Annotated in this window: 19 protein-coding genes; 7 read left to right on the top strand and 12 right to left on the bottom strand. The window is 71.8% G+C overall.

Annotated elements, in window-relative coordinates; translation table 11 throughout:
* Positions 1-712 precede the first annotated feature (712 nt).
* On the top strand, positions 713-916 hold the full coding sequence (locus AB0F81_RS37145) for a hypothetical protein (RefSeq protein WP_360205272.1): 204 nt from the start codon (positions 713-715) through the stop codon (positions 914-916).
* Between the two features lie 132 nt (positions 917-1048).
* Here the strand turns inward: AB0F81_RS37145 and lipA are convergent, their stop codons facing one another.
* Complete coding sequence (gene lipA, locus AB0F81_RS37140) at positions 1049-1945, bottom strand: lipoyl synthase (RefSeq protein ID WP_360205277.1); 897 nt, start codon at positions 1943-1945, stop codon at positions 1049-1051.
* Between the two features lie 359 nt (positions 1946-2304).
* Here lipA and aspS point away from each other — a divergent pair, with 359 nt between their 5' ends.
* Positions 2305-3558, top strand: a complete 1254-nt coding sequence (aspS, locus tag AB0F81_RS37135; protein WP_360205269.1) for an aspartate--tRNA(Asn) ligase — start codon at positions 2305-2307, stop codon at positions 3556-3558.
* A 39-nt stretch (positions 3559-3597) separates the two neighbouring features.
* The gene (locus tag AB0F81_RS37130; RefSeq protein ID WP_360205267.1) at positions 3598-4761 is read left to right on the top strand and encodes a PQQ-binding-like beta-propeller repeat protein; all 1164 of its coding nucleotides are present in this window, start codon (positions 3598-3600) and stop codon (positions 4759-4761) included.
* Here the strand turns inward: AB0F81_RS37130 and AB0F81_RS37125 are convergent.
* From AB0F81_RS37125 to lpdA, 6 genes are all read right to left on the bottom strand, one after another.
* Entirely contained in the window at positions 4739-4906 is a 168-nt protein-coding gene (locus AB0F81_RS37125) for a peptide ABC transporter substrate-binding protein (RefSeq protein ID WP_360205265.1), read from the bottom strand. The genes AB0F81_RS37130 and AB0F81_RS37125 overlap by 23 nt on opposite strands.
* On the bottom strand, positions 4906-5535 hold the full coding sequence (gene lipB, locus AB0F81_RS37120; RefSeq protein WP_360205262.1) for a lipoyl(octanoyl) transferase LipB: 630 nt from the start codon (positions 5533-5535) through the stop codon (positions 4906-4908). Before lipB ends, AB0F81_RS37125 begins: the two co-directional genes overlap by 1 nt.
* A 14-nt stretch (positions 5536-5549) precedes the next feature.
* Positions 5550-7427 (bottom strand): DUF2079 domain-containing protein, encoded by a 1878-nt coding sequence (locus AB0F81_RS37115; protein WP_360205259.1) that lies wholly within the window; start codon positions 7425-7427, stop codon positions 5550-5552.
* Between the two features lie 32 nt (positions 7428-7459).
* On the bottom strand, positions 7460-8377 hold the full coding sequence (locus AB0F81_RS37110) for a TIGR01777 family oxidoreductase (protein ID WP_360205256.1): 918 nt from the start codon (positions 8375-8377) through the stop codon (positions 7460-7462).
* 91 nt (positions 8378-8468) lie between these two features.
* Entirely contained in the window at positions 8469-10304 is a 1836-nt protein-coding gene (gene sucB, locus AB0F81_RS37105) for a 2-oxoglutarate dehydrogenase, E2 component, dihydrolipoamide succinyltransferase (RefSeq protein ID WP_360205253.1), read from the bottom strand.
* A 38-nt stretch (positions 10305-10342) separates the two neighbouring features.
* A complete protein-coding gene (lpdA, locus tag AB0F81_RS37100; RefSeq protein WP_360205250.1) occupies positions 10343-11734 on the bottom strand; it encodes a dihydrolipoyl dehydrogenase in 1392 nt (463 codons plus the stop codon).
* A gap of 165 nt (positions 11735-11899) precedes the next feature.
* On the opposite strand from lpdA, the gene AB0F81_RS37095 reads away from it, so the two are divergent.
* Positions 11900-12220, top strand: coding sequence for a hypothetical protein (locus tag AB0F81_RS37095; protein ID WP_360205248.1), 321 nt, complete (start codon positions 11900-11902; stop codon positions 12218-12220).
* 33 nt (positions 12221-12253) lie between these two features.
* Here the strand turns inward: AB0F81_RS37095 and AB0F81_RS37090 are convergent, their stop codons facing one another.
* Positions 12254-13789 (bottom strand): leucyl aminopeptidase, encoded by a 1536-nt coding sequence (locus AB0F81_RS37090; protein ID WP_360205246.1) that lies wholly within the window; start codon positions 13787-13789, stop codon positions 12254-12256.
* A 118-nt stretch (positions 13790-13907) separates the two neighbouring features.
* Here AB0F81_RS37090 and gcvT point away from each other — a divergent pair, with 118 nt between their 5' ends.
* The gene (gene gcvT / locus AB0F81_RS37085) at positions 13908-14999 is read left to right on the top strand and encodes a glycine cleavage system aminomethyltransferase GcvT (RefSeq protein ID WP_360205244.1); all 1092 of its coding nucleotides are present in this window, start codon (positions 13908-13910) and stop codon (positions 14997-14999) included.
* A gap of 53 nt (positions 15000-15052) precedes the next feature.
* Here gcvT and AB0F81_RS37080 read toward each other — a convergent pair whose 3' ends face one another.
* Complete coding sequence (locus AB0F81_RS37080; RefSeq protein ID WP_360205241.1) at positions 15053-15799, bottom strand: adenosylcobinamide-GDP ribazoletransferase; 747 nt, start codon at positions 15797-15799, stop codon at positions 15053-15055.
* Positions 15780-17744 (bottom strand): bifunctional adenosylcobinamide kinase/adenosylcobinamide-phosphate guanylyltransferase, encoded by a 1965-nt coding sequence (locus AB0F81_RS37075; RefSeq protein WP_360205239.1) that lies wholly within the window; start codon positions 17742-17744, stop codon positions 15780-15782. The genes AB0F81_RS37080 and AB0F81_RS37075 overlap by 20 nt, the downstream gene beginning before the upstream one ends.
* Before the next feature lie 82 nt (positions 17745-17826).
* On the opposite strand from AB0F81_RS37075, the gene AB0F81_RS37070 reads away from it, so the two are divergent.
* Together AB0F81_RS37070 and AB0F81_RS37065 are read left to right on the top strand one after the other, a co-directional pair.
* A complete protein-coding gene (locus tag AB0F81_RS37070) occupies positions 17827-18024 on the top strand; it encodes a hypothetical protein (protein WP_360205236.1) in 198 nt (65 codons plus the stop codon).
* A gap of 1 nt (position 18025) precedes the next feature.
* The gene (locus AB0F81_RS37065; protein WP_360205233.1) at positions 18026-18850 is read left to right on the top strand and encodes a site-2 protease family protein; all 825 of its coding nucleotides are present in this window, start codon (positions 18026-18028) and stop codon (positions 18848-18850) included.
* Between the two features lie 31 nt (positions 18851-18881).
* On the opposite strand, the gene AB0F81_RS37060 is transcribed toward AB0F81_RS37065, so the two are convergent.
* Positions 18882-19880, bottom strand: coding sequence for an aldo/keto reductase family protein (locus tag AB0F81_RS37060; RefSeq protein WP_360205231.1), 999 nt, complete (start codon positions 19878-19880; stop codon positions 18882-18884).
* A gap of 19 nt (positions 19881-19899) precedes the next feature.
* Positions 19900-21237 carry a WG repeat-containing protein gene (locus AB0F81_RS37055; protein WP_360205228.1) on the bottom strand — a complete coding sequence of 446 codons (1338 nt, stop codon included), beginning with the start codon at positions 21235-21237 and terminating at the stop codon, positions 19900-19902.
* Positions 21238-21441: the final 204 nt, after the last annotated feature.

Here is a 21441-nt window from a genome sequence, read left to right as displayed (position 1 = left end):
CCGACCGCCCGCTGCCGCTGCCGCTGCCGCTGGCCGACCGCCCGCTGCCGCTGGCCGACCGCCCGCCGTCCGGCCGGCGCCCATGAAGTCGGCCCCAGCAGCCGTCTCGACATTCGCCCGCCCGGCGTCGTCTTACCCTCGGGAAGAACTGCCCGTGACCGTGACGCCGATCTTGGGATGCTCCACCGCGGGCACTTGACCGGCGCTCTCCGCCGCTGCCGACGATGAACGCATGGCCCTTCGGCCGCAGTGCCTGCTGACCCGGTGGCAGGCGCCAGGCCCACTCGACTCTCTCGCAGCGTGACCGGCCAAGCCGTAGGTCGCGCATCCCCTGAGGACCGTGATGCCCGTGCGGCCGCAGGCCGGCCGCGTTCGGCCGTAGGCGGCGCATGCCCTGAGGACCGTAATGCCCGTGCGGGCGCCGGCCGGCCGCGCTCGGCCGTAGGTGGTGCGGGTTATGGGCGGGGTGTTGGTTGTGTGGGCGACGGCTGGGTGGGCTGGGCCGTAGGTGGTGCGGGTTATGGGCGGCGTGATGGCTGTGTGGGCGACGATTCGGCGTCTCTGGTATCCGGATTTGTGCAGCGGGCCGCGCGGGTGAGGTTGGTGCGCCGGAAAGCTAAGGGGTTGCGTGCTGGCCCCGATATTGAGGGCCGACTCCCGGCTTGGGAGTCGTCATGTCCGGCACGTGCCTTTCACCCCTCGGAGGCCGATTGTGGATGCTGCCCTTGATGTGGCCTATCAGGTGGTCGAAGCGCTGTTCGGGCCGGGATCCGGTGTGCCCTGGTGGGCCTGGATCGCGCCGCTGGTGATGATCTTCGGAAGGATGGTGATGCCGTCGCTTGCCACAGAGACGGCGGGATCACGTTCCGGAAGTAAAGGCAAGAAGGGCAAGAAGGTGAAGAAGGGCAAAAAGTAGCCTTCCGTCCCACAGCATTGAGCGCCAGCAGCCGGGCTTACACCCCTGCTGCTGGCGCTCAATGCTGCCCGGGTCTGTTGCGGCCCCGCGCCAAGGTGTGGGCAGCAGGGCCGCCGGCGGCGGGTGGGAGGGTCAGCCTCGGGCGTCGAGGGCCTGGCGGTAGAGGCGGCCCGCGCGGTAGGAGGAGCGGACCAGCGGCCCGCTCATCACGCCGGCGAAGCCGATCTGCTCGGCCTCCTCGCGCAGCTCGACGAACTCTTCCGGCTTGACCCAGCGCTCGACCGGGTGGTGGCGCGGGGTCGGCCGCAGGTACTGCGTGATGGTGATCAGCTCGCAGCCGGCCGCGTGCAGGTCGCGGAGGGCGGCCGAGATCTCGGCTCGCTCCTCGCCCATGCCGAGGATCAGGTTGCTCTTGGTGACCAGGCCGGCCGCGCGGGCCTGGGTGATCACGTCGAGGGACCGCTCGTAGCGGAAGCCGGGGCGGATCCGCTTGAAGATGCGCGGGACCGTCTCCACGTTGTGCGCCAGCACCTCGGGCTTCGCGCCGAAAACCTCGGCGAGCTGGGCCGGGTCGGCGTTGAAGTCGGGGATGAGCAGCTCCACGCCGCAGCCGGGCTGCAGCTGGTGGATCTGGCGGACGGTCTCCGCGTAGAGCCAGGCGCCGCCGTCGGGCAGGTCGTCGCGGGCGACGCCGGTGACCGTGGCGTAGCGCAGACCCATGGTGGCGACGGACTCACCGACCCGGCGCGGCTCGTCGGCGTCGAACTCGGCCGGCTTGCCGGTGTCGATCTGGCAGAAGTCGCAGCGCCGGGTGCACTGGTCGCCGCCGATCAGGAAGGTGGCCTCACGATCTTCCCAGCACTCGTAGATGTTGGGACAGCCGGCTTCCTGGCAGACCGTGTGCAGTCCTTCTTTCTGCACCAGGCCGCGCATCTGCGTGTACTCAGGGCCCATCTTCGCCTTGACTTTGATCCACGGCGGCTTCCGCTCGATGGGAGTCTCGGCGTTGCGCGCCTCGATGCGCAGCATGCGGCGGCCCTCGGGAGCAATAGTCACAACCCGAAGATACGCCCGCCGGGAGCCAACCCGGCGCAGGGTGTGAGTGCACTCACCGAGCCCTGCCAAAAATCTTGTGCACAGTGGGGCAGACGTTGTTAAAGTCGCCGCCACGGCATTGATGGGAACGAGTAACGCTCCGATCCGCCGGCCGAGAGAGTCACCTGTCCGCTGTGAGGGTGGCCCGTGCGCCGGAGCGTGAAGACACCCCGGAGCCGGAGCATGACAAGAGGCGCTCTCGCCAGAGGGCGCGAAGGTGCGGTGGTACCGCGAGGATCCCGCTCGCCCGCACCTCCCTGGGGCCGCGTTGCAAACCAGAGGAGGTTCGAGCCATGCAACGCATCCTCTCCACCCAGCTGACCGCGCACGTGCACGAGAAAGTCACGATCGCCGGCTGGATCCACCGCCGCCGCCTGCTCAAGTCGGTGGCCTTCCTGATCGTCCGGGACGCCGAGGGTCTCAGCCAGGTCGTCGTCACCGACCCGCAGACCCGGGAGCAGCTGGAGCAGCTCACCGAGGAGAGCGTCGTCGAGGTGCGCGCCGTGGTCACCGCGAACGAGCAGGCTCCGCACGGTGTGGAACTCACCGAACCTGAGATTCGCGTGGTGAGCGCTGTGGCCGTACCCCTGCCGTTTGAGCTGCATCGACCCGCGCTGAGCGCGGGCCTGCCCGCCCAGCTGGACCATGCCGCTCTCGCTCTGCGGCATCCGCGCCGGGCGGCGAACCTGCGGATTGCTGCCGCCGCCACAAAAGGGTTCCGGGAGGCGCTGGAGGCGCAGCGGTTCGTCGAGATCCAGACGCCGAAGATCGTGGAGTCGGCGACCGAGTCCGGGGCGAACGTCTTTCAGCTGGACTATTTCGGCCGGCCCGGCTATCTGGCGCAGTCGCCGCAGTTCTACAAGCAGCTGATGGTCGGTGTCTTCGAGCGGGTGTTCGAGGTGGGGCCGGTGTTCCGGGCCGAGCCGAGCGACACCGCGCGGCATCTGGCGCAGTACACCTCGCTCGACGCCGAGATGGGTTTCATCGCCGACCACCGGGACGTGATGGCCGCGCTGACCAGGACGCTCGCCGGGATGCTGGGCGAGGTCGAGGCGCGGACCGGGCAGGAGACGCCGGAGGTGCCCGCGGAGATCCCGGCGGTGCATTTCACCGAGGCGCTGCGGATCGCCGGCGCGCCGGCCGACGAGCCGGACCTGGCGCCCGCGCACGAGCGGGCGCTGGGGGAGTGGGCGCGGCGTGAGCACGGGTCGGAGTTCCTCTACGTGACCGGCTATCCGATGCGCAAGCGGCCGTTCTACACCCATCCGGACCCGGCGGACCCGCAGTTCTCGAACGGTTTCGACCTGCTCTTCCGCGGGCTGGAGATCGTCACGGGTGGTCAGCGGCTGCACCGGTACGAGGACTACGTCGCCGTTCTCGACGACCTGGAGCCGTACCGGGGCTATCTCGACGGGTTCAGGTACGGCATGCCCCCGCACGGCGGCTGGGCGATCGGCCTGGAACGCTTCGTGGCCCGCCTGACCGGCGTGGCGAACGTCCGGGAGACCACCGCGTTCCCGCGCGACCTGACCCGCATCGCCCCGTAACTGACGACGCCTTCACACGCGGTGGGGTCGAATCCAGGGATGCTGATCGACCTCGATGCGACCCCGCTGCCCCGGCCGGGCCGCCATCCGCAGCGAAAGCCGTGGAAGGCGGCCCTGGCCCTCTCCCTCGTCCTGCTGCTGGTCGGCTCGTCCGCGGTGCGGGCCGACGGTTACGGGCCGCTGACCACGGTCGCCGGCACGGACCAGCGGGCGTCGTCCTGGCTGCTGACCACCGACCTGCTCGTCAGCGCGCAGGTCGTGGCCGGCAACGTGCAGGTCACGGCCCGCACGCTCGACGGCGGCGGCGTGGCGTGGAGCCGGTGGATCGAGGGGGACGGCGCGGCTCCGGTGCTGGCCGAGCACGGGCCGTACCTGATCGTGACCTTCAGCGGCGTCGTGACGCTGGTGCTGGACCGCGGCACCGGCCGGGTGCGCTGGGAGCCGGAGGGCTATCAGTTCGCGTTTGCGGCCGGTGACCGGATCGCGGTCTGGGAGGACGGCCGGCTGGGGCTGCTGGACCTGGGCGCCCGCCGGATGGTCTGGTGGCAGCCGTTCGCGACGCGGGTGGTCGCCGCCGCCGCGACCGGCCGCTACCTGATCGTCGTCGACGAGGACGGTGTCGCCCACGCCCGGGTGGTGCGGACCGGTGCGCCGGTCAGCGACACCTTCGAGCGGACCGGTGACGCCTTCGTGCGCGTCACCGTCGACGACTCTCGGCTGTACGCGCTGGGCGCCGGCAGCGTGACCGCGTTGCGGCTGCCCGACCTGACCGAGCTGTGGACGGTGCCGCGGGCCGCGCCGTCCCACCTGACCCGGTGCGGCAGCCAGATCTGTGTGGCCACGACCGCCGGCCTGACCGCGATCGACCCGTTCACCGGGGCGGTCCGCTGGTCCGACATCAGGCGGACGGCCTGGACGGACGACGGGCTGGCGACCACGGCGGACGGCCGGGTCGTGATGCTCGATCCGGACACCGGCCGGGAGCTGGCCGAGGTCGGCCGTGGTTTCCCGGCCGGCGACCTGCTGCTGCGCGGGGACGAGGACCGGACCTGGGTGGCCGACTGGCAGAGCGGGGAGATCCGCGGGCTGATCCCGGGCGCCACCCAGGTGGTGTGCGAGCGGGCCGGCGACCACCTGGCCTGCCAGGGCCCGGACGGCAGGGTCCGGGCCTGGCGGATTCCTAGAGGATCACCGCGAGAGTGACGGCGGCGACGATCGCGAACGGGACGATCGTGGTGCAGACCAGGATCGTCCAGGCGATCGGGTGCCCGAAGTTGAGCACCACGCCGCCACCCGGCTTGGGGACGAAGACCCGCTTGTCGCGCGGGTCGCGGTAGAGGGCGGCCATCAGAACAGGGTCGGCAGGTGCCGCTCGACGACCGGGAGCACCTCGCTGACCGGCACCGGCCGGCCGAGCTCGGCGCTGAGCGAGGTCACGCCCGCGTCCCGGATGCCGCACGGCACGAAGCGGTCGAAGTTTGCCAGGTCGCAGTCGCAGTTGAGGGCGAAGCCGTGCAGCGTCACACCCCGCGACACCCGGATGCCGATCTGGGCGATCTTGCGGTCCAGGCCGCCGTCGGTCGCCTTGACCCAGGCGCCGCTGCGGCCCTCGATGCGCTCGGCGGTCACGCCGAACTCGGCGCAGACGTCGATCAGCATCTGCTCGACACGGCGCACGTAGGCCACCACGTCGACCGGGTCGGCCAGCTTGAGGATCGGGTAGCCGACCAGCTGACCCGGGCCGTGCCAGGTGATCTTGCCGCCGCGGTCCACGTCGACGACCGGCGTCCCGTCGAACGGCCGGTCCGCCGGCTCGGTGCGCTTGCCGGCGGTGAAGACGCTCGGGTGCTCCAGCAGCAGGACGGTGTCCGGCTGCGAGCCGTCGGCGACAGCGGAGTGCACGCGCTTCTGCTCCTCCCAGGCCTCGACGTAGTCGACCAGGCCGGGGCGGAGGACGGTCAGCACATCAGTAGTCACAGCGGCAAGCCTACTCACCGGTCGACCGGGTCCACTCCTGGACGGATGCGCCACACCAGCACGTCGTCCACCCGCTCCGGCTCACCGAGCAGCTCGGTGGCGGTGGTCGCGACGGCCTCCCGGAACAGGATCCGGTGGTCCGAGCCGGTGATCTCGTCGGCCAGGAACACCGCTTCGACCCCCCAGTACGCGAAGTCGGCACGGGCCTGCGCCCGGTCGGCGTTGGTGAGCTGGGCGACGTAGCCGTACAGGGCGGCGCGGGTGAACAGCCAGTCGGTGGGCCGCGGTGGGGCGCCGATCCGGCCGATCTGCTTGCGTCCCTCCTCGCCGTCGGTCTGCGGGCCGAGGAAGTAGCCGTCCGGCATGCGGAACGGCGTCTCGCCCCGGGCCATCGTGTAGGCCTGCCAGCGCTGCCCGTCGGCGTGCACGTTCAGCGCGAAGGGGAGTGCGGTGAGCGCGCCTTCCTCCGACACGTACCGCTGCCAGGTGCCGTTCGCGATGAAGGCCGGCTCCGGGGCGCGCTCCTGGTGGCGCACCGGGAGCGGGAAGATCGGCAGCAGGCTGACCACGATGCCGGCGCTCAGCGCCGTCTGCACGGTGACCGAGGTGATCCGCCGGTCCAACAGCTGCTCGGTGATCAGCGCCAGCAGGATGCCGAAGACACCGACCAGGGCCAGCGCGAAGCGCAGCGGCAGCGCCGAGTCGAACAGTGGCAGGTGGGCCAGGGCGGCGTAGGGGAGCATGATGTCCAGCTCCTCGCCCATCCAGTTCAGCCGCGGGCCCCAGGACAGGACCAGGAAGAACAGGCCGACCACGGCGACCGCGCGCAGGGTCGCGCGGCGGCCGGGCTCCGCCCGCCGCCACAGCAGCGCCAGCGAGGCGCCCATCAGGAGGATCAGGGCTACGCCGAAGAAGGACGTCTCCTCGGTACGGTTGGGGCCGAGGTCGGAGCCGAAGCCGAAGAGTGCCGCCAGCGACCGGCTGGGGAACGACAGGTATGCCGCGGTGTCCTCGACGAAGTAACGCTGGTTGAACCCGGTGCCGGTGAACGTCAGCGGCCCGGCGAAGTGCATGTAGAGCGGGTAGGACAGCAGGGTCCCGGCGACCACCGCGGTCACCCCGAGCGCCCGCAGCACGGTGGGCAGCGCCTCGCGGGCCTCCGCCCGGACCGGCCGGGCCAGCGCCCACACGCCGAGGAACACACCGCTGGCCAGGGCGGTGTAGAACAGGCCCTCCGGCGCGATCGAGAAGCCGACCGTGAGCAGCAGGCCGAGCACCAGCCCGTTGCGCAGCCAGCGGCCCGGCTCCCGCAGTTTCAGCACCTGCCACAGCACGACCGGGGCGACCCAGCCGGCGGTCCAGTTCAGGTGGCCGTTGGCGTGCGAGATGAACCCGGGCGCGAACCCGCAGAACAGGCCGGCCAGCCCGGCGGCGGCCGGGTTGCGCACCAGCCAGCGGCGCAGGAACAGGTACCACGCGAAGGCGGACCCGGCCAGGTTCAGGGTGAGGATGGTCACGAAGCTGACCTGCGGCCCGGCCAGATAGGTCAGCGGGGCGAAAAGCACCGTGTACACCGTGATCGCGGTGTTCGCCGCCAGATTGACGCCGAGCGGGGCGTTCATCATCTCGGCGAAGTACGGATCGGCGCCGTGCGACAGGATGTGCACGCCGTAACCCAGCAGCCACTCGAACCACGCCTGGTCCCCGACGTTGTCGGAGAGCACGTGATCGTACGGGTCGCGCCACAGCCCGCTCGTCACGTAGACGGCGAGGGCGAGCGCGATCAGCGCGACGGTCAGATGGGCACGCCACGGACGGGCCCCGAGCGGCGCTGCCGCCGGTTCGGAGGGCGGGTCCGCGGAGGCGGCGGGGGCGGGGGCGGTTACTGACATCAAGCGGCAGGTTAGCAAGTACCTGCCGAGACTCAAGGAGCCATCACGGCTTCCGGCCGCAGCGACGCCGCCAGCGCGGCGTCGATTCCCGGGTACGCCCACGCGAACCCGGCGCCGGAAAGGACCCCCGGAAGCACCCGCTGACTGCGCTGAGTCTCCCCGGCCAGCTCACCGAGCACCAGGTCCAGCGCCGGGCCGGGAATGGTGAACAGCGCCGGCCGGTGCAGCTCACGGGCCAGCGCCTTGGTGAACTGGGCGTTGGTGACCGGCTGTGGTGAGACCACGTTGACCGGGCCGCTGACGTCCTCCCGCTCCAGGAGGAACTCGGCCGCGTTCAGCCAGTCGGCGAGCGCGATCCACGCCATCCACTGCCGGCCGCCGCCGATCCGTGCCCCGGCGCCCAGCTTGAACGGCAGCAGCAGCGGCTTGAGCAGCGAGCCGCCGGCGTCGATCGTGGGCGCCGTGCGCAGCAGCACCACCCGGGTGCCGGCGTCCTCGGCGGGCCGGGCCGCGGCCTCCCACACCCGGCACAGGTCGGCCAGGAACGTGGTGCCGGCCGGCGCCTCCTCGGTGACGGCCTGGTCGCCGGTGTCGCCATACCACCCCGCGCCGGAGGCCTGCAGCAGCGTGCGCGGGCGCTCCTCGCCGGGAAGTTGCTTGATCGCCCGGGCGATGGTGTCGGTGGTGTCGATCCGGCTGGTGCGCAGCACCGTCTTGTAGCGGGCGGTCCACCGGCGATCGCCGATGCCGGCCCCGGCCAGGTTGATCACCGCGTCCGCGCCGGAGAGCAGCGCCGGGTCGAGCCGGCCCTGCGCGGGCTCCCAGGTGGCCTCCTCCGGCCGCTCGGCCGGTCGCCGCACCAGCCGGGTGATCTGGTGACCGCTCTCCCGCAGCCGGTCGGCCAGCCGGGTGCCGAGGAAGCCGGAAGCTCCGGCCATGACGATCCGCATGCCCTGATTCTTTCCCGAGAATTCCTGAGCGCAAAACAAACCGGGGGCACACCTCGCGGTGTGCCCCCGGTCGCTGAAACCGACGAACGGGTCAGAGGCCGAGTTCAGCCTCGAAGTGCCCGCCCTCCAGGCGCTCCTTCAGCGTGCCCAGGAAGCGGGCGGCGTCCGCGCCGTCCACGATCCGGTGGTCGTAGCTGAGGGCCAGGTAGACCATCGAGCGCGGGGCGATGATCTCGCCCAGCTCCGGGTCGTTGACGATCACCGGGCGCTTGACCACCGCGCCGAGGCCGAGGATGCCGACCTGCGGCTGGTTGATGATCGGGGTGTCGAAGAGCGCACCCCGGCTACCGGTGTTGGTCAGCGTGAAGGTGCCGCCGCCCAGCTCGTCCGGACCGATCTTGTTGTTGCGGGTCCGCTCCGCGACGTCCGCGATCCGCTTGGCCAGACCGGCCAGGTTCAGGTCGCCGGCGTCCTTGAGAACCGGGACGACCAGGCCCTTCGGCGCGTCCACCGCGATGCCCAGGTGCTCGGCGCCGTGGTAGGTGACCGTGCCGGCCTCGACGTCGATCGAGGAGTTGACGACCGGGTGCTGCTGCAGCGCCTCGACCGTGGCCAGGGCGAAGAACGGCAGGAAGGTGAGCTTCACGCCGTGCTTGGCCTGGAAGTCGGCCTTCGCCTTGTTCCGCAGGTTGGCGATCTTGGTGACGTCCACCTCGACCACCGTGGTGAGCTGCGCCGAGATCTGCAGCGACTCGACCATGCGCCGGGCGATGGTGGCCCGGATGCGGGTCAGCTTCTCGGTGCGGCCACGCAGCGGGCTCGGCTCGGCCTTGGCCGGGGCCTTCTGCGCCGGCGCGGCGGCCGGAGCGGCGGCGGGCGCCGGGGCAGCCTTCGCAGCGGCGGCCTTCTCGGCGGCGTCGAGCACGTCCTGCTTGCGGATGCGGCCGCCGACGCCGGTGCCGGTCAGCGAGGACAGGTCCACGCCCTTCTCGGCGGCCAGCTTGCGGACCAGCGGGGTCACGTAACCGGCGTCGCCGGCGCCGTTCGCCTTGACCGTCTCGGCGGCCGGAGCGGCCGGCTGCGCCGGTGCCGGCTGCTTGGTCTCCGCCTCGGGCGCCGGGGTCGAGTAGGACTCGCCGGACACGTTCGGCGCGGGCGCCGACTCGATCCGCGGCTGCGGGGCGGGCTGCGCCGGGGCCTCCTGCTTCGGAGCCTCCTGCTTCGGAGCCTCCTGCTTGGGGGCTTCCTGCTTGGGCGCCTCCTGCTTGGGGGCCTCCTGCTGCGCCGGCGCGCTGCCCGCGGCGCCGATGATGGCGAGCTCGGCGCCGACCTCGGCGGTCTCGTCCTCGGGGACCTTGATCTCCAGGACGGTGCCGGCCACCGGCGACGGGATCTCGGTGTCGACCTTGTCGGTGGAGACCTCGAGCAGCGGCTCGTCGACCTCGACCTCCTCGCCGACCTGCTTGAGCCAGCGGGTGACGGTGCCCTCGGTGACGCTCTCGCCGAGCGCCGGCATCTTCACCGCCGTACCCTCGGCGTTCCCGGCGGGGGCCGCGGTCTGCGGCGCCGGGGCCTCCTCCTCGACCGGCTTCTCGGTCGACGGCTCGTTCAGCGCGGCGGGCTCGGGCTCAGGCTCCGTTGCCTGCTCCTCCTGGGCCGGGGCGGGGGCGGCGGAACCGGCGTCCTCCCCCTCACCGGCGATGACGGCCAGCTCGCTGCCGACCTCGGCGGTCTCGTCCTCGCCGACCACGATCCGGGTCAGCACGCCCGCGGCGGGCGACGGGATCTCGGTGTCGACCTTGTCGGTGGAGACCTCGAGCAGCGGCTCGTCGGCCTCGACTCGCTCGCCCTCCTGCTTCAGCCAGCGCGTGACGGTGCCCTCGGTGACGCTCTCACCCAGCCGCGGCATGGTTACCGATACCGGCATTTTTCCCCAAACTCCTTATGAACGGTGGATCGCTGGACTCAGCTGTGCGCGTGCAGGGGCTTGCCCGCGAGCGCGAGGAAGGCCTCGCCCAGCGCCTCGTTCTGCGTCGGGTGGGCGTGTACGAGCTGAGCGACCTCCTCCGGGAAGGCCTCCCAGTTGTAGATCAGCTGGGCTTCGCCGACGAGCTCGCCGACCCGGGCCCCGACCATGTGGAGACCGACGACCGGGCCGTCGTTCACCCGGACCAGCTTGATGAAGCCGGCGGTCTTGAGGATCTGGCTCTTGCCGTTGCCGCCGAGGTTGTAGTTGTACGTCGAGACCTTGTCCGCGCCGTACTTCTCCTTGGCCTTCGCCTCGGTGAAGCCCATCGAGGCGACCTCGGGGTCGGAGTAGGTGACCCGCGGGATGCCGGCCTCGTCGATCACGGCCGGGTTCAGTCCGGCGATCTCCTCGGCGACGAAGATGCCCTGCTGGAAGCCGCGGTGCGCGAGCTGCAGGCCGGGCACGATGTCACCGACGGCGTAGATGTTGCCGACGCCGGTGTGCAGACGCTCGTTGGTGATCACGAAACCGCGGTCGAGCGTGATGCCCTGCTGCTCGTACCCCAGGTTGGCGGTGGTCGGGCCGCGGCCGACCGCGACCAGCAGGACCTCGGCCTCCAGGGTCTCGCCGCCGGCGATGGTGACCCGCACGCCGTTGTCGGTGTGCTCGACCTTCTCGAACGGCTTGCCGACCTTGAAGTTGATCTTCCGCTTGCGGAAGGCGCGCTCGACCTGCTTCGAGATGTCCTCGTCCTCCGCGGCGACCAGCCGGGGGAGGGCCTCGATGATGGTCACGTCGGCGCCGAACGACTTCCACACGCTGGCGAACTCGACGCCGATGACGCCGCCGCCCAGGACGATCGCGGACGACGGGACGCGGTCCATCACCAGGGCGTGCTCACTGGTCAGCACCCGCTTGCCGTCGACCTCCAGGCCGGGCAGCGAGCGCGAGTAGGAGCCGGTGGCCAGGATGACGTTGCGGCCGGTGTAACGCTGGCCGTCCACCTCGACGGTGTCCTGGCTGACGAGCTTGCCCGCGCCGTTCACCACGGTGATGTTCTTGTTGTGCGTCAGCAGACCGGTCAGGCCCTTGTAGAGCCGGCCGACCACGCCGTCCTTGTACGCGTTCACCCCGGCCATGTCGATGCCGACCAGGTCCGCCTTGATGCCGAACTGCTCGCTCTCGCGCGTCTGATCGGCGATCTCGGCCGCGTGCAGCAGCGCCTTGGTCGGGATGCAGCCGCGGTGCAGGCACGTGCCGCCCAGCTCCGCCTTGTCGATCAGGGCCACCGAGAGGTTGAGCTCGGCCGCACGCAGAGCAGCCGCGTAGCCGCCGCTGCCGGCGCCGAGAATGACGATGTCGAAGGTTCCGCCGTTGGGCTGGCTCACGTTGACTCCAGTAGTCGCATCGTTTCGCCATGTGGGTCACACAATGGAAACGGTCACAGTCCCGTCACCGACATCTTGTCACTTCCGGAGCCGGTCAATGCAGCCAGGTGCCCCACGACACGTCGCGTCGTCGTACCCTTGCCGCATCGAACGTGAGGAGCGGCAGTGGCTTGGTTTCGGCGACGCCCCCGGTCGGCCGGGCCCAGTGGACGGCGGGTTGAGCAGGCCGATCTCGAGCATCTTACGCAATTCGTCCGGTCGCGGCGCGGTGTCGAGGGATTCATCGAGCCACAGACGACAGTGACCGAGACCACGCTGTTGCTCGTGGCACACGACGGCGAATGGACCAGGCGACGCATCGAGTCACCTGAGATCGCGCGCCGGTTCGCACACCAGCTGTCGCTGCCCATCTATGACGTGAAACTGATGGGTTACCCACAACGGATGCGCGATTACAACGAACGGCAACGGCGCCGCCCGGCCTGACCTTACTGGACCGGGCCGGGCAGCGCCGGCCGATCAGGCCAGGTCGTCGATCAGCTTGAGGAGCGTCCGCACCGGAACGCCGGTGCCGCCCTTGGTCCAGTAACCGGTGGCCTCACCGGTGTGGTAACTGGGGCCGGCGATGTCGATGTGCGCCCACTCGACCCCCTCGGTGACGAACTCGCGCAGGAAGACCCCGCCCTGCAGCATGTGCCCGGCCCGGTCCAGGCTGGAGTTGGTCTGGCAGATGTCGGCGATCTCCGACTCCATGCCCTTGCGGACGTCGTCCGGCAGCGGCATCGGCCAGGCCGGCTCGCCCACCGCGTCGCCGGCGGCCTGCACCAGCGCGGTGGCCTCGGCCGAACCCATCAGGCCGGCGATCCGCTTGCCCAGCGCGATCACCTGGCCGCCGGTCAGCGTCGACGTCTCGAACAGGTAGTCGGTGCCGTCCGCGCAGGCCCGGGCCATCGCGTCGCCCAGCACCATGCGGCCCTCGGCGTCGGTGTTGAACACCTCGACCCGCTTGCCGTTGAACATGGTGATCACGTCGCCCGGCCGGTACGCCGACCCGGACGGCATGTTCTCGGCGATCGCCAGGTAACCGGAGACCGCGACACCCGGCTTGAGGGCGGCGATCGCGAGCAGCGTGGCAGCGACCGCGGCCGCGCCGGCCATGTCGGACTTCATCTCCCACATGCCCGCGGCCGGCTTGATGCTGACGCCGCCGGTGTCGAAGGTGATGCCCTTGCCGACCAGCGCCACCCGCTTCGGCTCGGAGACCCCCTCCGGCGTGTAGGTCAGCTTGACCAGCCGCGGCGGCGCCTCGGAGCCCTGGCCGACGGCCACGATGCCGCCGTAACCGCCCGCCTTCAGCTGCTCGAAGTCGAGCACCTCGACACCCAGGCCGGCCTCGGTGGCGGCCTCGGCGACCAACTCGGCGAAACCGGCCGGGCGCAGCTCGTTGGGCGGCATGTTGACCCAGTCCCGGGTCAGCCGGACCGAGCGGGAGACGACGCCGGCGCGGTGCAGCTCGGCGGCGAGGGCCGAGTCGGCGGCGTCCGGGACGTGCAGCTGCAGGACGCTCACCGGGTCACGGCGGCCCTTCTGCGGCTTCGACTTGTAACCGGCGAAGCGGTAGGAGCCGAGCAGCGCCCCCTCCAGCACGGCACGCAGCACTGGCGGCGCGTCCGAGTCGTCCGGCAGGGGCAGGGCCAGCGCGACGGTGGCGCTGCCGGCCAGCGCGCGTACCGCGGCGCCGGCGCCCCGGCGCAGCGTCTCCAGCTCCGGCGCCGCGCCGGTCGGCTCGTTGCCGAGACCCACCGCGACCAGCAGCGGAGCGGAGATCGTGCCGAGCGTGGCGAGCTTGGTCACCTCGCCCGGCGCGCCGCTAGCGCCGAGCAGGGCCAGCGTCTCCGTCAGCTTGCCGTCGAACGCCGCGGCGATGCTCTCGGCACCGGCGGCCGGCAGCAGGGCGCCGTCCTCCTCGGGCTGGCTGTGCAGGCCGATGACGATGGCATCGACCGCCGATTCGGCCGGGTCGGTGTCGACCAGGCTGAGGCTGGGCTGGGTCACTCGGGCACTCCGACGTCTGGGCCGGGCCGTCACCGGTTGGGTGCGATCCCGGCTGTTGGGAAGAGGTGTTGTCCCCGCGACTCTAACCAGCCCCAAGGTCACCGGTAAGTTGAGTCTCATGTCTGCCGAACTTCTCCGGTCGCCCCTGCATGATCGCCACGTCGCGCTGGGCGCGAAGTTCGCCGCCTTCGGCGGCTGGGAGATGCCTTTGGAGTACGCGGGCGGCGGTGTCCTGCGCGAACACGCCGCGGTACGGGAAGCGGCCGGCGTCTTCGACGTGTCGCACCTGGGCAAGGCGACCGTCCGGGGCCCCGGCGCGGCCGCCTTCGTGAACTCCTGCCTCACCAACGACCTGGGCCGGATCGCTCCCGGCAAGGCGCAGTACACACTCTGCTGCGACTCGTCCGGCGGCGTCGTGGACGACCTGATCGCCTACCTGCACGCCGACGACCACGTCTTCCTCATCCCGAACGCCGCCAACACGGCCGAGGTGGTCCGCCGCCTGACCGAGGCCGCCCCCGCCGGCGTCACGGTGACCGACGAGCACCGCTCCTACGCCGTCCTGGCCGTCCAGGGCCCGCAGTCGGCCCCGTTGCTGGGCAAGCTCGGCCTGCCCACCGGCCACGGCTACATGTCGTTCGACACCGCTGCTTTCGGCGGGGCCGAGCTGATCGTCTGCCGGACCGGCTACACCGGTGAGCACGGCTACGAACTGGTCATCGGCTGGGACGACGCGCCCGCCGTCTGGGACGCGATCATCGAGGCCGGGGTGCGGCCGTGCGGGCTCGGCGCCCGCGACACGCTGCGCACCGAGATGGGCTACCCGCTGCACGGCCAGGACCTGTCCCTGGAGATCAGCCCGGTGCAGGCCCGCTCCGGCTGGGCGGTGGGCTGGGACAAGCCGGCCTTCTGGGGCCGCGACGCGTTGCTCGCCGAGAAGGCCGCCGGTCCCCGGCGGCAGCTGCGCGGCCTGGAGCTGACCGGTCGCGGCATTCCCCGCGGTCACATGCAGGTGTACGCGGGGGAGACGCTCGTCGGCGAAACCACGAGCGGCACCTTCTCGCCGACGAAGAAGGTCGGCATCGCGCTGGCGCTGCTGGACACGGCAGCCGGCCTCGCCGACGGCGACCTGGTCCAGGTCGACATCCGGGGCCGCCGCATCGAGGCGCGCGTAACCAAGCCGCCGTTCGTAACTCCGTCCGTCCGCTGAGGCCGCCGGCCCGGAGTCCTCGGCTCCGGGCCCTCGCCTCCGGCGCTCGCCGCTCAGCCGAGCGTCACCACGACCAAGACGACCGTGGTCGCGGTTTCCACGGCCGCGCCCAGCACGTCCCCCGTCACGCCGCCGAACCGTCGTACCGTGTGGCGCACCAGAAGGACCACCGCGAAGAGTGCGATGAGCACCGCGGCCGGCCCCTGCCAGGGACGGCCCGGCACCGCGGCTGCCGCCAGACCCGCGACGGCGGCCGCGGCCACCAGCAGAGCCGCGAGCGGCACGGTTGACGCGACCATGGCGCCCAGCCCGTCGGGGCGGGCCGCCGGCACGCCGCGGCGGCAGGCCACCGTGAGGGCCAGCCGCCCGGTCGCCCAGGCGGCCACGATCGCCCACGGGCCGGCCTCGGTGACGGCCGCCGCCTGAATCAGGAACGTCACCGCGAGCGCCGCAACCCCGAACGGGCCGATGTCCGGCTTTTTCATGATTTCCAGGGCGGCGGCGCCGCTTCGGTACGACCCCAGCGCGTCCACCGTGTCCGCCAGCCCGTCGAGGTGCAGCCCCCGGGTCAGCAACGCGCCTGCCCCGACGGTGACCCCGGCCGCGACCAGCGCGGGTGATCCGGCGGCGCGCAGCCCCTCGTGCAGGCCCGCCAGGGCCAGGCCGAGCAGCGCCCCCACGGCCGGGGCCACCGTCATCGCGACGGCGGCGGCCGACCGGTCGACCCGCCCGGCCCGCAGCGGCAGCACGGTCAACGTGGTGACCGCCAGCCGCAGCCCGTCAAGCACTCGTGCCGTCATCCTCGGCGCTGTCCTCGGCGCTGTCCTCGGCGCTGTCCTCGGCGCTGTCCTCGGCGCTGTTCTCGGCGCTGTTCTCGGCGTTGTCCCCGGCCAGGCCCGCGTCACCGTGCTCGGCCAGCAGCGCCGGGTGCACCGGCAGGGCCGAAGCCAGGCCCACCACGGTCCGGAGCACCGGCAGCACGGTCAGCGCGTTCGCACCCTCGCCCAGGTCCAGTCCGAGCTGCAGGACCGGGGTCAGGCCGAGCACGTCGGCGCCCTGCTTGACCAGCGCGAGCGTGCCGGCCTCCGGCAGCAGGCACCAGTGCCGGGTCTGCGCGGCCAGATCCCGCGCGACCAGGCCGGCCGCGATGCCGAACGGGCCGTCCAACAGCACCGGAAGGCGGCGCGCGGCGGCGCCGAGCAGCACACCGGTGGCGGCGGCCAGGTCCGGGCCGCCGAGTTCGCGCAGGATGTCGGTGGCGCCGCGCGGCTCCTGGCGGATGCGGTGCAGCGCGTCGCGGATCGTCGCGCAGCGCACCATCCAGGCGTGGTCGTCGAAACGGCCGCCGGGCAGCAGGACCCGGGGCAGCATGGCGACCGGTTCGGCGCCGGTGGTGGCGGCGAGCACGGCCGTGGCGACCGCTTCCAGGCCGGTACCGAGGCCGGTGAGCAGCACCGCGTCCCGGCCCGCGTCGGCGGCGGCGTCGGCGAGCTGCCAGCCCTGCCGCAGCGCCGCCTCGACGGTCGTCTCGTCGGTGACCGGACCGTCCTCCATGGCACCCGCGTCGGCGGTCCGCAGCACCGCGATGTCCGCACCCGCCTGCCCGGCGAGCCGCCCGAGCAGGCCGGTGCCCGCCTCGGCCTCGGCGATCCGGCGCTCCACGTCGAACGGATCCGCCCCGGCCGCGGCGCCACCGGCGTGGCGGCCACCGATCAGCAGCACCCGCACCGACGACCAGGGCCGCGGCACGGCCGTCTCCTGGGTGGCGGCGGCGAACTCGACGGCCTCGGCGAGCGTCCCGAGGCCGGCGCCCGGCAGATCGATGTCGGTCAGGCGGTCTCGCGCGTCGGGGCCGGCGTCGCTGCTCGGCATCGGCAGGTCCATGCCGGGCTTGATCTCGGTGAGACCCGAGGCGACCAGCGGGAGGGTCATGGTGCGCTCGGTGAGCACATCCCGGACCGGCGTCTCAGCGGGCGCGGCGGGTGCCGCGATGGTCGGCTCGGTCACGGTGGCCGGCTCGGTCACGGTGGCCGGCTCGGTCGCCGTGGGCGCCGCGATCGCCGGCTCCGGAGTGAGCACGGGCGGCGGCGGGGGAGCGGACACCGCGGGCGGCGCGGGCGTGGCGACCGAGGGCGGCGCGGAGGAGAGCACCGCCGGCTCGGCGGGTGCTGCCACCGCCTGCGCCTTGCGTTCGGCCAGCGTCTCCCGCTTCAGCCACGTCGGCTGCCCGGCCACCACCAGGGCCACCCCGTCGCAGGCCTCGGCGAGCGCCTGGTTCGTGGTGCCCAGCGCATCCGCGAACGCCCGCCCGACCGGTGTCACCGGCACCAGCGAAAGCCCCACCTCCGGGCTGACCAGCACCAGCCGGGCCGCACAGGCCCGGACCGCCGCGGCCAGCGCCGTCACGTCGGCCTCGTCGTCATTGGGTTGCCGAGCCGGGTCCAGCACCGACGCCACCCAGCCACCGAGGTCGTCGACGAGCAGGGTCTCGTCCGGCTTCGCCTCGGTGAGCAGCGTGGCCAGCCGAGCCGGGTCGCCACCGGTCTCCTCGGTGGACCACGATTGCGGGCGGCGCCGCTGGTGCGCCTCGATCCGCGCGAGCCATTCGGGATCGTCCTCGCCGCCGACCGCGGTGGCCACATAGCGCACCGAGGGCGCGTCAGCCACCAGGGATTCGGCGAACGCGGATTTGCCGGAGCGGATTCCGCCGAGCACCAGGACCGTGTTCCACCGATCTTCGGACATGCCCCGTACCTTAGAGCCGGGTCGCACACTCCGACGCCGTAGGGTGGAAGCCCACCGACGGACGACATGAGGGGGCGGCTCAATGCCGTGGAGTTGGCGGTACGAGGACGTCGACGGGAAACCGGTCGACGGGCCGGCCGAGACGTTCAGCAGCCAGGCGGACGCGGAGTCCTGGATCGGGCAGGAGTGGCGGCAGTTGCAGGCCGCCGGGGTGAACACGGTCGTGCTGGTCGAGGACGACCGGGTGGACTACCAGATGAGCCTGCAGCCGGCGGAATGACGTGACCTACGAACCGGTCTACACGCGGACACCGCGCAATGCCTTCGTGCCGAGCCCGGTCTTCGTCGGCATCGTCGCGGTGTTCGTGGTGAGCGGGGTCATGACGTGGACCCGCTTCGGCAACGTCAAGCTCGACGTCTTCCTGTTCGTCATCTCGGGCTGGATCGTCTCGCTCTGCCTGCACGAGTACGCACATGCGCTCACCGGCTACTTCTCCGGTGACCTGACCGTGGCCGACCGCGGCTACCTGCGCCTCAACCCGCTCAAGTACACCCATCCGCTGCTCTCGATCGTGCTGCCGGTGGTCGTGGTGATCCTCGGCGGGATCGGCCTGCCCGGCGGTGCGGTCTGGGTTGATCACCGCTACATCCGCAGCCGGATCAAGGATTCGCTGATCAGTGCGGTCGGCCCGCTGACCAACGTGGTGCTGGCGATCCTGGTGGCGGTGCCGTTCCTGGCCGGGATGGCGCCCGAGCTGACCGAGTCCGTCACCGGGCGGTACACGTTGAGCAGCGCCGAGCACATCGAGTTCTGGGCGGCCCTGGCCCTGCTCGCGTTCCTGCAGGTGACCGCGAGTGTGCTCAACGCGCTGCCGGTGCCGGGTCTGGACGGCGGCGGCATCATCTCGCCGTTCTTCAGCCCCGCCTACCAGCGCGCCTGGAACGTGGCCGCGCCGTTCGGCTTCCTCGTGCTGTTCCTGCTGCTCTGGCAGACACAGGTCGGCGACTACTTCTACCGGTTCGTCAACGCGCTGGCCGAATTCCTCAACGTGCCGCCGTGGCTCTACGCGTACGGATTCGAATTGATGCGTTTCTGGAGCAACTGAGAGTGAGGGGCCCTGCCGGGCCCCTCACCTGCTAGGGCCGCTGGGCCGGGCTGGTGGTCAGCGCCGGGTCCCGGGTGACGACCGGGTCGACGATCTCGTCGATCTTCTTCAGCAGTCCGTCGTCCAGCTTCACGCCGGACGCCTTGACGTTGTCGTGGACCTGCTCCGGCCGGGACGCCCCGATGATCGCCGCGGAGACGTTCGGGTTCTGCAGCACCCACGCCACCGCCAGCTGCGCCATCGTCAGGCCGGCCTCGTCGGCGAGCGGCTTCAGACGGGCCACGGCGTTCAGGACGTCGTCCTCCAGCCAGCGGGCGATGAAGCCGGCCCCGGACTTCTCGTCGGTGGCCCGCGACCCGGCCGGCGGCTGCTCACCCGCCTTGTACTTGCCGGTCAGCACCCCCTGCGCCAGCGGTGACCAGACGATCTGGCCCAGGCCCAGCTCGACCGAGGCGGGCACCACCTCGGCCTCGATGACCCGCCACAGCATCGAGTACTGCGGCTGGTTCGACACCAGGCGGATCTTCAGCTCGTCGGCGAGCGGTTTGGCCGCCCGGATCTGCTCGGCGGACCACTCGGAGACGCCGATGTAGTGCGCCTTGCCGCGGTGCACCACGTCGGCGAAGGCCTCCATGGTCTCCTCGAGCGGCGTGTGGTGGTCGAACCGGTGTGCCTGGTAGAGGTCGACGTAGTCGGTGCCGAGCCGGCGCAGCGAGCCGTCGATCGACTCCATGATGTGTTTGCGGGACAGGCCGCTGTCGTTCGGGCCCGGGCCGGTCCGCCAGAAGACCTTGGTGAAGATCTCCAGGCCTTCCCGGCGCTCGCCGTGCAGCGCCCGGCCCAGCACCTCCTCCGCGCGGGTGCCGGCGTAGACGTCGGCGGTGTCGAATGTGGTGATGCCGGCGTCGAGGGCCGCACGCACGCAGGCGACGGCGGCGTCCTCCTCGACCTGGGATCCGTGGGTGATCCAGTTGCCGTAGGCGATCTCACTGACCAGCAGGCCGGAACGGCCGAGATGACGGTGCTCCATGCCTCGACCCTATCCGGGCCTACAGGACCGGGCGCGCCTCCGGGACCAGCCGCTCGGCCTCGGCCGCCGCCTCCGCCGCCTCCCGGTGGATCACCTCGACCAGCGGCCCGCCCTGCCGGTCCAGCGCGCCCCAGGCGCCGGTTTCGTCACTGATTAGGAACGCCGACGGGTGGATCACCACGGCGGCGTGCGCCGGCGCAACCAGCTGCCGTCCGGTCCGGTCCAGCACCCCGAACCGGCCGTTCTCCTCGATCACCGCCAGACCTTCGTCGGTGAAGCCCTCCACCGGGCCGCCGGCGTGGAGCACGGTGGCGAACCGCTGGTAGCGCCGCGGCACCGCGATCCGGCCGCGCCGGTCGATCGCACCCCAGACACCGTGGGCGCGGGTCAGCGCCATCCCGTGCCGGAACGGCAGCGCCTCCTCGAAACCGCCGGGCACGACCGTCCGGTTCTCCCGGTCGATTGCGAACCAGCCGCCGCCCTGCCGCCGCACCCAGGCCAGCCCTTCGGCGAAACGCCCGGCATCCAGATAGCCGGCGTCGGCCCCGATGAGCAGCTCACCGGCCTGGTTGATCAGCTCCCACGCCGCCGAATCCGGGCGGCGCACCCAGGCCACGCCCTCGGCGAACGGTTGCGCCTGCGCGTACCGGGGGTCGACCGTGGCCGCATAGCCCCACAGCCCCGTGCCCTCGTCCTGCAGCGGCATCGGCGCGGCCGGCAGGCCGAGCACCTCGTCCCGGCTGCGCGGGTAGGGCCCCCAGCCACCGTCGCCGGTGCGCCGGGTGATCTCGTCGAGCGCCAGCTCGACACGCTGCACCAGCTCCGGGTCCGCACCCTGGCGGATGTTCAGCGCGGTCTCGAAGTGGTTCACCGCCTCCAGATAGCGCCCCTGCTCGAACGCCGACCGCCCGGCCAGCTCCCGGATCTCCGCGCGCACCCGCGCCGGCAGCTCCGGCGAGTCGGCCAGCTCGTAACGACGGTCCGCCTCCGCGAACTCACCGCGCCACTGCAGCACGTGCGCCAGCCGCGCCTGAGCGATCGAAATCGGACGCAGCTCGCCGCTCGCTTCCGCGTGACGCAGAGCGTCCCGGCCGTCGGCGAGCGCGTCGTCCAGCTCACCCAGGACCCGCGAGACCACCGCACGCAGGCTCAGCAGCCCGGCGCGCACGTTGTCCCGCTCGGCGTATTCCAGCCGGTCGGTCAGCCGGTCGAGCAAACCCCACAGCCGGTCCGGCTCGCCGGCCTGCTCACGCAGGCTCTGAGGATCAAAGACCCAGGGGTACGACGCCAGAACCCGTTCCGGGTCCGCTTTCCGCCGCTGCCCAGCGCTCGCTTCCCGCTCCCGCCGGCCATCCACGGGTGCGGCGCCCAGCCCAGCCCCCTGCGCCCTGGCCGTTTCCGGCCCTGCCATCTGCGTCCCGGCCGTTTCCGGCTCGGGCGTTTGCGGCTCTGCCATCTGCGTTCCGGCCGTTTCCGGCTCGGGCGTTTGCGGCTCTGCCATCTGCGTTCCGGCCGTTTCCGGCTCGGGCGTTTGCGGCTCTGCCATCTGCGTTCCGGCCGT

This window comes from Actinoplanes sp. NPDC024001 (genome assembly GCF_040638955.1).
Classification (GTDB): domain Bacteria; phylum Actinomycetota; class Actinomycetes; order Mycobacteriales; family Micromonosporaceae; genus Actinoplanes.
Note: the sequence above shows the minus strand (reverse complement) of the source record. Positions and strands in the feature narration are given on the sequence as shown.